The 11487-nt window shown below is 54.4% G+C and carries 11 protein-coding genes; 7 read left to right on the forward strand and 4 right to left on the reverse strand.

What is annotated here, in order from left to right:
• The first annotated feature begins 126 nt into the window (after positions 1-126).
• The 6 genes from BUA44_RS08860 to BUA44_RS08885 are packed head-to-tail and all read left to right on the forward strand — an operon-like array spanning position 127 to position 7725.
• Entirely contained in the window at positions 127-1371 is a 1245-nt protein-coding gene (locus tag BUA44_RS08860) for a hypothetical protein (RefSeq protein WP_143151927.1), read from the forward strand.
• A complete protein-coding gene (gene tilS, locus BUA44_RS08865; protein ID WP_072810957.1) occupies positions 1368-2513 on the forward strand; it encodes a tRNA lysidine(34) synthetase TilS in 1146 nt (381 codons plus the stop codon). Before BUA44_RS08860 ends, tilS begins: the two co-directional genes overlap by 4 nt.
• Before the next feature lie 17 nt (positions 2514-2530).
• On the forward strand, positions 2531-4699 hold the full coding sequence (gene ftsH, locus BUA44_RS08870) for an ATP-dependent zinc metalloprotease FtsH (protein WP_083579549.1): 2169 nt from the start codon (positions 2531-2533) through the stop codon (positions 4697-4699).
• Positions 4700-5611: a dihydropteroate synthase gene (folP, locus tag BUA44_RS08875; RefSeq protein WP_072810959.1), complete on the forward strand. Its 912-nt coding sequence runs from the start codon at positions 4700-4702 to the stop codon at positions 5609-5611.
• Positions 5598-6431: a diadenylate cyclase CdaA gene (gene cdaA, locus BUA44_RS08880; protein ID WP_072810962.1), complete on the forward strand. Its 834-nt coding sequence runs from the start codon at positions 5598-5600 to the stop codon at positions 6429-6431. The genes folP and cdaA overlap by 14 nt, the downstream gene beginning before the upstream one ends.
• A gap of 28 nt (positions 6432-6459) precedes the next feature.
• A complete protein-coding gene (locus tag BUA44_RS08885) occupies positions 6460-7725 on the forward strand; it encodes a formylglycine-generating enzyme family protein (protein WP_072810964.1) in 1266 nt (421 codons plus the stop codon).
• A gap of 129 nt (positions 7726-7854) precedes the next feature.
• On the opposite strand, the gene BUA44_RS08890 is transcribed toward BUA44_RS08885, so the two are convergent.
• A complete protein-coding gene (locus tag BUA44_RS08890; protein WP_143151928.1) occupies positions 7855-8316 on the reverse strand; it encodes a hypothetical protein in 462 nt (153 codons plus the stop codon).
• Between the two features lie 110 nt (positions 8317-8426).
• On the opposite strand from BUA44_RS08890, the gene BUA44_RS08895 reads away from it, so the two are divergent.
• Entirely contained in the window at positions 8427-8789 is a 363-nt protein-coding gene (locus BUA44_RS08895; RefSeq protein WP_072810972.1) for a lipoprotein, read from the forward strand.
• A 118-nt stretch (positions 8790-8907) separates the two neighbouring features.
• Here the strand turns inward: BUA44_RS08895 and BUA44_RS08900 are convergent, their stop codons facing one another.
• From BUA44_RS08900 to BUA44_RS08910, 3 genes are read right to left on the reverse strand one after another with little or no spacing between them, the layout of a single operon-like run.
• Complete coding sequence (locus tag BUA44_RS08900; RefSeq protein ID WP_255370502.1) at positions 8908-9654, reverse strand: redoxin domain-containing protein; 747 nt, start codon at positions 9652-9654, stop codon at positions 8908-8910.
• A 34-nt stretch (positions 9655-9688) separates the two neighbouring features.
• Positions 9689-10261 (reverse strand): hypothetical protein, encoded by a 573-nt coding sequence (locus BUA44_RS08905; protein WP_072810980.1) that lies wholly within the window; start codon positions 10259-10261, stop codon positions 9689-9691.
• A 9-nt stretch (positions 10262-10270) separates the two neighbouring features.
• Positions 10271-11464: a beta/alpha barrel domain-containing protein gene (locus BUA44_RS08910; protein ID WP_072810982.1), complete on the reverse strand. Its 1194-nt coding sequence runs from the start codon at positions 11462-11464 to the stop codon at positions 10271-10273.
• Between the last annotated feature and the right edge of the window lie 23 nt (positions 11465-11487).

Here is an 11487-nt window from a genome sequence, read left to right on the forward strand (position 1 = left end):
ACTTGAACAGCAAAAGGAAAATCCCCCGCGTCGGCGAGGGACTTCTTGTGTTTAAGGGTTCTCGAGTACTTTGTCTTGTCGCGGACAACCCTTGTCCGTAACGTGGCTCCGTTCTGGGAGCCGTCTATGCGTAGCGCTCGCATTCTTGCGCTTTCTGTTGCGGCATCGGCAACCTTGCCCGCCGCTTTCGCTCTGTTTTTAGCCATAGGGGCCTCCTTAAGGGGCAAATATAAATTATTTTTAGGACATACAAAGGATTTTTTCATGAAAAAAGCATACTGCATTCTGTTCTCCGCGCTGCTGATGGTCGCCTGTGGCGACGACAATTCATCGTCGGCAAATGACAACGAACTTTCATCTTCTTCAGAAGAAGTTGCTATCGAATCCTCTTCGGACGAGGAAATCGTTAGTTCGTCTTCTGAAAAAAAGGAAAATCAGAATTCTTCTTCAAGCGTTCAAGAAGCCAGTTCCTCTAGCGACAAGGCTGTATCATCGTCTAGCATTCAAGAAGCCAGTTCCTCTAGTACAGAAAATGAGCCGCCTTCGTCATCTTCATATAATCAAAGCATTTCTGATATCGGCGACAACAAGATTGTCATAAAACAAATTCCAACATTCGGTGAACTAAACGGCAAGCCCTATTTTTATACAACACAGCCAAGATGCATTTACAAAAATGGCACATTCACCTTAAAGGCAGATACCTCTGATAACGCCTATTTCTACGAAATCGCCAACGACACTCTCACCCTTTACCATGTGGATTTAGACAAAGTCCTTGCGGGTTCTTATGAAGAGCCCAGCGCAAAGGAGACCTATTACGGAAAGAATACAAACCTCGAAAGCGAATGGGAAAGCCTTTGCTATTACAACCTAAATGATGACTATACCAGCTGCACTCAAAAATATTCCTATCTCATATCAAGAGACACCATTTATAACAGCCTAACGTATCCCATCGATTATAACTACGAAGTATTTGAACTTATCGAAAAGATCTCGCACACAGAACTCGGGCCTTACGATGAAATGAGCGCCGCACAACGTGCCACGAAATATGCAGAAAACGGAATCTCCATCGATTCATCTGGAGCCAAAGTCGTCGTGACGGTAAAAGACAAGGGTTCGTTCACCATTGAAGAAATCAACATGTCCGTTACCAACAGAGAAGACTTTACTGGAAAAATAACCATTTCATCCGGCAATAAAAAATGCTCCTTCTCGGGAGTAAGCAATCAAAATCCCATAAAGTACTGTTCCGAAGAATATCTTCCCTATCTTCAAATTGACGATTTCGATGGATATGTTTCATCTTACGCAAAAGGCAACCAAAAAGAATTCAACGCCTGCCTAGAGAGTCTATTTGATTGAGTCTTGATTTAACGCAAAATATTCGCCGTCATGGTTTCAAGCGCCTGCTGCTTGCAGTTTCGGGCGGTTTGGATTCTATTTGCTTAGCTCATTATTTTATCGAGAACCGCGATGCACTTGGAATTGAATGGCTAGGGATTGCTCATGTGCATCACGGGCTACGCGAAGGAACGGCGGACCGCGATGCCGCATTTGTGGAGGCTTTCGCTCGCAAGCACAACGTTCCGTTTTTCTTGAAGAAACTGGATGGAGTTGAGCTAAAGAATGCCGAGGGTTCGCTCGAAGAAAAAGCACGGGATGCAAGGTACAAAGCGCTGGTGGAAGTATTCAACGAGACAGAAGATCCCCGCCTGCGCGGGGATGACAATAAGGACGTCATCGTAACCGCGCACCATGCGGGCGACCAGGCCGAAACGATGTACATGCGCCTCCGCCGCGGAACAACACTCGCCGGATTGCGGGGAATCCAACCGCTGCGGGCGTTAGACTCTATTGGACACACTTGCGCTTCGCGCTGCGGTGTGACGCAACAGGCCTCACTTCTCATCATCAATCATCAATCAAAATTCATCTACCGTCCTTTCCTGAACGTGACTCGCAAGGAACTGCTCGCCTACGCCCGCGAGAACAACCTCACCTGGTGCGAAGACGAGAGCAATGCCGACGTGAAATTCGCACGCAACAAGGTACGGCACGATCTGTTGCCCCTGCTGGAACGGGAATGCCCCGGCGCAAAGGCACAACTTTGCCGGATTGCGGAGCTTGCAGACAGGGCTTATGCGAAGGTGATTGCCAAGGGCGAGGCAGTTTTCGACTCGATCTTGGTTAAGCAAGATCCTTCGACTCCGCTACGCTTCGCTCAGGATGACACTCACACAATCACGCTGGACAAGAAAAAGCTCAACAAGATCTTGCGGGAGCATGCAGATGCAGACCTTTCGGAGATGTTCCGCCTGTGGGTTGCAGAACAAGGGTTCCGCTTCCCCATCGGGTTCTTCTACGGCCCAAAAGAGCCCGCTCACGTCAAAATTCCGCACCGGGCGGCATACCGCAAGCGTTCCGTCGCCAAAATCGGCCATACCATCAAGATTTGCGAGTTTTGCACCCCCGAAGAAGCCCAGAAATTTGTATCTTGCGAGTGAATATATAAAGGATTATAATGAGCCAAATCAAGAAGCCCGCCTCCCCGTTCAAGAATCGGAACTTTATCATCGTTCTTATTATGCTTGTCATGCTGTTCGTGATGTTCCCGCTTACCGGGCAGGACAAGGAACAGAACCTGACACGCACCGAATTTTTGGCCATGATGGGAGACTCCACCAAGGTCATTACCGAACTTTCGCTCCAGAAGACCCCCGACGGCATCATCATCGAGGGAGCCTACAAGCTTACCCCCGAAGAGATTGCTGAAGCCGCCAAGAACAAGAGCCCCATCGCGCGCTTTACGCGTTCCGACAATGCAGGCGACACCCGCCACTTCACAAGCCACATGCTCGAAATCTCTAACGAGCAGATTACCGCATGGGAAATGTTCAAGGGCGTGAAGGTGAAGGTCATCCACGAATCGACTACGTGGATAGACACCATCATGGCATTCCTCCCGGTCATTATCCTCATTGCGTTCTTCTGGATAATGACGAGCCGCCAGATGGGCGGTGGCGGCAAAAACCCGTTCAGCTTTGGCAAGAGCCAGGCAAAGATTATCGGTAACGACCCGAAGAAGAAGACCACGTTCAACGACGTGGCGGGTTGCGACGAGGCCAAGCAGGACTTGCAGGAACTCGTGGAGTTCCTGAAGGACCCGAAAAAATACGATGCGCTCGGTGGACGAATCCCGAAGGGGGCACTTCTCGTCGGGCCTCCGGGTACCGGCAAGACTCTCCTCGCACGCGCAGTCGCGGGCGAAGCGGGAGTGCCGTTCTTCAGCATGTCGGGTTCGGACTTCGTGGAAATGTTCGTGGGCGTGGGCGCAAGCCGCGTGCGCGACCTGTTCGAGACCGGCAAGAAGAACGCCCCGTGCATCCTGTTTATCGACGAAATCGATGCAGTGGGTCGCCAGCGTGGCGCAGGCCTCGGTGGCGGGCACGATGAACGCGAACAGACTCTGAACCAGCTTCTCGTGGAGATGGACGGCTTCGCTGCAAACGAAGGCGTCATCCTGATTGCGGCAACAAACCGCCCCGACGTGCTCGACAAGGCGCTGCTCCGTCCGGGACGCTTCGACCGCCAGATCGTGGTGGGACTCCCCGACCTCAAGGGACGCGAAGAAATCCTGAAGGTGCATCTGAAGAAGAGAATGGTCCCGCTCGATAAGGACGTGGACGTGAGTGCCATCGCGAAGGGAACACCGGGCCTCGCCGGTGCCGACCTCGAGAACCTCGTGAACGAAGCGGCCCTCCTGGCCGCACGGTTCAACAACAAGAAGGTAACGATGCTCGACTTCGAGGAAGCTCGCGACAAGCTCAGCATGGGTGCCGAGCGCCGCACGCTCCTGATGACCGACGAAGAGAAGCGCCACACCGCCTACCACGAAGCGGGCCACGCCCTCATGACGCTCCTGTGCAAGCACAGCGACCCGCTCCACAAGATTACGATTATCCCGCGCGGCCGCGCTCTCGGCGTCACGATGAGCCTCCCGGAACGCGACCAGGTGAGCTACAGCCGCGAGTACGCCGAAGAACGCATCATGATTATGATGTCGGGCCGCCTTGCAGAACTCATATTCTTCAACCACCAGAGCACGGGTGCAAGCAACGACATCCAGCGCGCCACCGAACTTGCACGCAAGATGGTCACGGAATGGGGCTTCGACGACGAAATCGGGCCGGTATGCTACAGCCGCACCGACGGTGAAGTCTTCCTGGGCCGCGAAATAAGCAAACCGAAGGAAATGTCCGAGATGATGGCCGAGAAGATCGACAACGCGGTCAACAGCCTCATCAAGCGTCTGGATGCAGCCGCACGCAAGCTCATCGAAGAACACAAGGACAAACTCGTGGACCTCGCCGAAGCGCTGTTCGAGTTCGAAGTTCTCGACCGCGAAGAAATCGACAAGGTCATGGCGGGCGAAAAGCTCACCGGCACCAAGAAGAGCCGCCAGTACCAGGCTCTCGAAGAGATGGCCGAAAAGAAGAAGCGCGAAGAGACTCCCCCGCCCGACCCGGGCAAGCAGCCGCCGGTAGCCCCGGTCGCCGATGCGCCCGTTGCTGAAATCAAGCCCGCCCCCGCTGGCGGTGGTTCGGCAGGCTCACCAACCGTTACGCCGTCAGTGAGCGACGGCGAAGCACATTCAACTACAGTCGAACCGCACGAACAGGAAAACTCGTAGATGCTGAAGCCTGTCCTGGAACAAAGTCGCGCCCTCCCCTGGAAAGTCGGGAACAAGGTCATCCCCTGTTCCGCGCCTCTCGTGATGGGAATCGTGAACGTGACTCCGGACAGTTTCTTTGACGGCGGCAAGCACAACTCGCCCGAGGCGGCATACGAGCATGCGGTATCGCTCCTGCAGCAGGGCGCGGACATTCTCGATATCGGCGGCGAAAGCAGCAGGCTCGGTAGCGCCCCCGTAAGCGAGCAGGAAGAAATGGACCGCGTGTGCCCCGTAGTGGAGGCGCTCGCCCAGCTTGCAAACATTTCGGGCGACCTGGAGAATCCGGGTTCCCGCGAGTTCTACATCTCGGTCGATACCGTAAAGTCACGTGTCGCGCGCGAATGCATGAAACTCGGTGCGCACATCATAAACGACATCAGCGCCTGCGCGATGGACCCCGAAATGGCGGGAGTCGTCGCAAGTACCGGCGCAAGCGTGGTACTCAACCACATGCGCGGGACCTTCGGGAACATGCAGCAGGATTTCAAGCCCTATGCGAACGTGGTCACGGAAGTGCGCGAAGAACTGGTATCGCGCGCGGAAGCCCTCATCAAGGCGGGCGTCGAGAAGTCCAGAATCTGCATCGACCCCGGCATCGGATTCGGGAAGACAGCACAGGACAATATCGACCTGATGAAATCCACCGAGGAATTCCTCGCGGAAGGCTACCCCATCCTTGTGGGCACATCCCGAAAGTCCTATATCGGGAAGATTGCGGGCCTCGAAAAGAGCGACAGACTCATCCCCACCATCACCGCGGGCATTATCGCAGTCCTCGGGGGTGCATCCGTACTCCGCGTTCACGACGTGCGCGAGACAAAAGAATCTATACTTTACCTGGAGGCGCTGAAGACCCATGGTACTGTTTAAACTTTTTGACGTCATCGACGTGAGAATGGCCGACATCCTGGATGTCCTCCTGATTTCCATTCTCCTTTACTACGTGTTCCTGCTGTTCCGCGGCACGCGCGCCGTGCAGATGATCGTGGGTGGCCTTTTGCTGATTGTCGCCTGGCTCATCGCGCAGTGGTGGGAACTGCGGAGCATCTCGTGGATTCTCAGTAACCTTACCGGAATCGGCATCATCGCGCTAGTGATTCTTTTCCAGCCCGAAATCCGAAGCGCCCTTACCCGCATAGGCCAAACCATAAGCCGCGCGGACATACGGCAACTGTTCTTCCATTCCAGCGGTCTCGACGAAGTTACCGAATCCATTACGTCTGCAGTGCAGGACCTCGCCAAGAATCATGTGGGTGCGCTCATCGTGCTCGAAAAGCGCGTGGGCCTGCGCAACTACGAAGAAACCGGTGAAATCCTGAACGCCCGAATCAGTTCTCGCCTGCTGAGGGCCCTGTTCTTCCCAAATTCCGCCCTCCACGACGGCGCAGTGCTCCTGAACAGCCACAGCATCGTTGCCGCAGGCTGCATCCTCCCCATGCCCACGGGTAACGCCGAAGGCGATGCGGGCTACGGCATGCGTCACCGCGCCGCAAAGGCACTCGCCGCAGAATGCGATGCCATGGTGATTGTCGTTTCCGAAGAGACTGGCGGCATTTCCATCGCCTACCGCAACAGCCTGCGCCGCAAGCTTTCCATCAAGGAACTTGAAGCCGAAATCAAGCGCCACTGGGCAGAACTCTTCCGCGAACAGGTCGTTGTACCGGAGAAGGTCGACGTAGAAGACAACTAACAATAAACTTTTTTAGAACTACGGCAATATGAACGAGAACAACGAAAATACGCAAGAAAGCAAGAACGCGAGCAAGAGAAAGAAGAAGAACATCGCCGTACTGGTCATCATGTTCCTTCTGCTCGTCTGCCTTTTCATTGTGCAGTGCCAGCTTGACAAGATCAAGCAGGAAGCACAGCAGAAGGCTCAGGAAACAGAACTGGAAGCGCGCCAGAAGCACATTCTCGATAGCCTTCGCAGGCTCGAGCAGGCAAAGGCCGACAGTCTCGCGAATGCAGAAGCTGCACGCATCGCCGACAGTTTACGCCTTGCAGACAGTGCTAGAGTCGCAGATTCCATGCGCGTCGCCGATTCGCTCGCCTCGCTCAAGCCCGAAATAAACAAGGATAGCCTGCGCCACGTGCGTGACAGCATCAAACACGTTCGCGACAGCGTCGCAGCCGCCGACAAGGCCCGCAACGATTCGCTCGCGGCAGTCGCCGACAGCCTCGCAAAAGTTGAGAAGGCACGCCTCGATTCGCTCGAAAAGAAACGCGTGCAGGACAGCATCCGCGCCGCAGACCAGACTCCGCCCTCCGCCGAAATCGTACCGCCGAGCGGCCGCTACTACAACCCCATCAAGTTGAAGGTCAAGTGCGACGAAATCAAGTGCAAGACGTTCCTTTCTATCGGTGACACGCTGAACCCCGTAGAGGCGGGCAAGGCCGTGGAATACAACAAGACGGGTAGCGTATTCTACTTTGCGGAAGATTCCGTCGGGAACCGCACCAAGTGGGAAGAAGCAAAATACGACATGGCATCGGACAACGTGTGCGGCAAGAACGCCTACCCCGTGCCTGTTGGCGGGAAGACCGTTTGCGTGGACGCTTACGAATACCCGAACGAAGCCGACGCCACTCCGCGCGACATGGTGAGCCAGGAGCAGGCGGCAAGCCTGTGCGAACAGGCAGGCAAGCACCTCTGCAGCATCGACGAATGGCAGGCAGCATGCCGCGGCAAGGACAAGACGCGTTTCTCGTACGGTGACGGCTACAAGCAGAACAAGTGCAACACGAACACCAAGGCCATGAAACGCAGTGGGCGCAAGGAACAGTGCCGCAGCTGGTTCGGCATGTACGACATGAACGGAAACCTGTGGGAATGGACCTCGACCAAGAGCAAGGACCACCCGAACATGTTCCTCGTGGCAGGCGGTGCCTGGAACACGAACAACGAAAGCAAGTGCACCGACAGCAAGTTCAGCTTCTATCCGCAGAACCAGTACCCGAGTGTCGGCTTTAGATGTTGCAAGTAGGCGGCTGCGCCGCAGTGTGAAGTGTGTAATGTGTAATGTGTATTTTTCTCGTAGAGGATAACTCTACTAAGGTGCTAAAGCATCAAGTATCGTTTAAGTCATTTCTCATTCCACATCCCACATTCCACACTATTCTAAAAGTTCTACATGCAGGTGTTCGGCTTCGCCCTTTTCCCACAGCACGCGGAAGCGGTACCCCAGACGCAACTGGGCCATTTCGACCAGCTCGCGGCGCCTGTTCATCGGCAGGTTAACTATCCGAAAATCTAGCGCGGCATTCATGTAGTGCTTCGAGTTCTTCGCATGGTACGGGTAGTCGTTCCCGCTCGTAATCACGGGCACGTAGTCATCGCCCATTACCTTATGGAAGCAATGCACCACCTCGATTCCGGCGCTATCCATCGCAGGGAGCAGGCTTTCAAGATACACGCCCTCCTTCTGGCGGGTTCTCTTAAGCAAAAGCAGGTGCACACCCTGCTGGTTGAACGGCTTGTTTTTCGCCTTCAGGCTGCGCAGGTATTCTTCTGCATCAAAAACGATTTCCTCGTGCTTGATTTCGACATGCTGGACCGGCTGTATTCTTGAATTCAAAAAGAAGTACCCGCCCACCACAGCCGCAATGGCAAGAATAGGCGCAATTAAATACAAATGTTTAACAAAAAATTGCATTTTTCCGCACACAAAAATACTATTTTAATGGCATGAAAAAGATTCTCGCCCTCATTACCGTTTCCATTCTCCCCCTGATGTTCACCGCCTGCGGTCAAAAGACCGGTACGGAATCCTATATCGGCTACTGGCAGAGCGACGCGAACACAATCTTTGAAGTCCTTACCGAGAACGGCGAAGACTTCATTATCCGCAACATCTACGGCGACCTCACCGCAAAGGTCGTAGATGGCGCTCTCCGCGGCAAGAACAACGTTGATATGGACTACTCCATGACGGTGAAGGGCGATTCCGCATACTACCTGTTCGCGGACATCACTACCGGCTACAAGCGCATCACTAAAGAAGAATACGACAAGATCTTCGCGACGCTCTCCAAGCCCGCAATCCAGTAATTCCGGATTACCCGCAAAAAGTTTAAAGCCGCTTTAAAGCGGCTTTTTCGTTTGCAGTTTTTTTATTGTTTGTTGTTTATTGCTTATCGTTTGTCGTTTATCGTTTATCGCGCGCGGCCTACTTGCCGCTCATCGTCTCGACAACAATCTGTTCGAGCGCCTTCGCGTTGGGCACGCCGCTCCACACGCCCTTGATGTAGCCCTCGCTATCGAGCAGCATGAGCGTCGGTACGGCGCGAATCCCGTAACGCATCCACATTTCTTTCTTTGCGTCGCGGTAGAGCGGGTACGGCGAGCGGTGCTGCCTCTCGTAGAAGGCGTTGAGCGTCGGGAGCGCTTCGTCTGCAAGGCCGATAACTTCCAGCCCCTGGTTGCCGAGCTTGTTGTAGAGGTTCTCGAGAATCGGGAGCGTCTGCCTGCAGGGGCCGCACCATGTGGCCCAGAAATCGAGCAATGTCGCCTTCGGTTTATCTTTCCGCCTGTCGGCATTCTGGTAGAAGTTCTTGCCGAATTCCGCCATCTTGCTCCCGATGGCAGAACCCGTGAGGCTGCTGATGTCATCGGGGCGGTCGGTGAGCTTTACCTTGAGTTTTTTCTTCTTGCCGTCGCGCAGGATTTCGACCGCAACGGTAGCGCCCGTCTTGGAACCGGAAATGACGGAGGTTATCTGCGACATGACGGCAAGCGGCTTACCCGCAAAGCCGATAACCTTGTCACCCGCGACAATGCCCGCGGCCATACAGCCCGAACCGGGATGCACGCCCTTCACGTCGAGTGCCAGGTGGTTCTCAAATTCAGTCTTCTTGAAAATAAGCCCGAGCCACGGACCCGCAAACGAGGGAACCGTAGCAAGCAAAACCAGCATAAATGCAGATAAAATAAATCGCATAGTCTAGCCTCTAAAAGAACAGTACAGAAAATTTCAGGTAAAGGAAGAACCTTACCGGTTCCACAATCGGCAAGTGCTCGTTTTCCTTCTCGACAGGCTCGCCAATCACGTAGCTGCCAAAGAATTCAAGCCTCCCTGCAATCGAGCCCTTTTCAAAAAAGAGGATGTCACGGCCATACCCGAACGACACCACCGGCGAAAAATGCGAGCCGTCCTCGTGATCGAGGTAGAAGCCCGATACCGCAAACTTGAGGAAGTCGTCGTGACCGGAGCGCATGAGCGAGCCCAGAAAATACCAGTGCCAGTCAATGCCCGCCTCCAGGAATTCGGCAGCAAACGGAACCGTCCCGAAAACTCCGAGAGAATGATTCTTGTGCAGCCTGTATTCGGCATCGACACCCACCGAGCCATCGAATGTCTTGAGGTAGTAGTCGAGCGACGCTCCCCCGCCAAACAGGAACGAGGGCAGCGGGCGTTCATCCTTCTTTGCGCGGTCCTCTATGGGTAGCCCCATAAAGTCATCGGCCAGGCACGCGCCCGCGACAAACAGAACCACCAGCAAAGTAAGAGAACGGAACATCATCCAGACAAACTAAACAGAGCGGACCATCGGCTTCTTGGGATTACGGTCATCGTATTCGCCAAGCGACTTGTAGCCGTCGTTCAGCAAGGCATCGTAAAGTTCGTTGCGCATGGCATGTGCGGCCATCCAGCGGAAGGCCACCACGGAGTAGCACTGCACCGCGTCGACACCGAGCTTGATGAGGTCGTAAATCTTGTAGCCGTGGTCAATGCCGCCGCACGCAATAACGCTCATCTGCGGGTAATGCTCGCGGATGTACTTCACGTTCCAAACCATGTTATCGAACAGGGGCCTGCCCGACATACCGCCGCAGTCACCATCGGCACGGAGCGGGGTCAAGTCCTCGTACTTCGCGTTCATCGGGAGTTCTCTCATCTTCGCCGTCGGGTAAGTATTGCCAACGACCACACCGTTCACGCCGGTCCGGACAAGCATATCCATGATGGAAATCAGGTGACGTTCCGAAAGGTCGGGGCTAAGCTTCGCGTACACCGCCTTCCTGAGCGTCTGGGAATTCCGCACGTTCATGATTTCGATAAAGATGCGTTCCGAGAAACTCATGTCCAAGTCGACGCGCGACTCGCCCGTATTGGGGCAACTCACGTTAATCTCGATGTAGTCCGCCGCACGGTAGGCAATCGTGAAACTCTCGACGATATCCTTCAGTTTTTCTTCAGGGTCCGAAAGGCCCGGAGTCTCCGCAACGGAAATGCCCACGCAGAGTCCGGCCTTGTGCGCCTTCACAAGCTGTGCATCTACGCGGCGTGCGATAACCTCGACACCCTCGTTGTTGAGGCCCATGCTGTTGTGGATAGCGCGGTCTTCTTCCAAAAAGCCAATGCGCGGCCTATGGGTGTTGCCCTCGCGGAAATGGCGAGTGGCAGTACCGACCGTAATGCCGCCAAAGCCCACGTTCGCATAGTCGCGGATGCGTTCTGCCGTCTTGTTCGCACCGGCGGCCAGGATGATAGGGCACCCGAGGTAAAGCGAATTGCTGCGGTCCGAAAACGTAATTACACGACGGAGCGGCTTTGAAAGATCTGGGCGGCCTCCCATGAAGGGGATAAACGGAGCAAAACGTGCGACGTGCTTGAACGAGTCGTGCCTGAACTCCGGAGACTTGTGGAAAATCTTACGGATAAGCGCAAGAACCTTGTCGCTAAAACGCAAATAATATTCGTGGTTGATGCAATCATTCGCCATATTATTTAAATTACAAAAAAAAG

Origin of the sequence: Fibrobacter sp. UWR3, assembly GCF_900143055.1 — a bacterium.
Classification (GTDB): Bacteria; Fibrobacterota; Fibrobacteria; order Fibrobacterales; family Fibrobacteraceae; genus Fibrobacter.

Bases quoted from the DNA above. Each gene is read 5' to 3' on its own strand.
- folP (WP_072810959.1), top strand. From the start codon at position 4,700: ATGCTGAAGCCTGTCCTGGAACAAAGTCGCGCCCTCCCCTGGAAAGTC.
- BUA44_RS08895 (WP_072810972.1), top strand. From the start codon at position 8,427: ATGAAAAAGATTCTCGCCCTCATTACCGTTTCCATTCTCCCCCTGATG.
- BUA44_RS08905 (WP_072810980.1), bottom strand. From the start codon at position 10,261: ATGATGTTCCGTTCTCTTACTTTGCTGGTGGTTCTGTTTGTCGCGGGC.
- BUA44_RS08910 (WP_072810982.1), bottom strand. From the start codon at position 11,464: ATGGCGAATGATTGCATCAACCACGAATATTATTTGCGTTTTAGCGAC.
- ftsH (WP_083579549.1), top strand. From the start codon at position 2,531: ATGAGCCAAATCAAGAAGCCCGCCTCCCCGTTCAAGAATCGGAACTTT.
- BUA44_RS08860 (WP_143151927.1), top strand. From the start codon at position 127: ATGCGTAGCGCTCGCATTCTTGCGCTTTCTGTTGCGGCATCGGCAACC.
- cdaA (WP_072810962.1), top strand. From the start codon at position 5,598: ATGGTACTGTTTAAACTTTTTGACGTCATCGACGTGAGAATGGCCGAC.
- BUA44_RS08900 (WP_255370502.1), bottom strand. From the start codon at position 9,654: ATGCTGGTTTTGCTTGCTACGGTTCCCTCGTTTGCGGGTCCGTGGCTC.
- BUA44_RS08885 (WP_072810964.1), top strand. From the start codon at position 6,460: ATGAACGAGAACAACGAAAATACGCAAGAAAGCAAGAACGCGAGCAAG.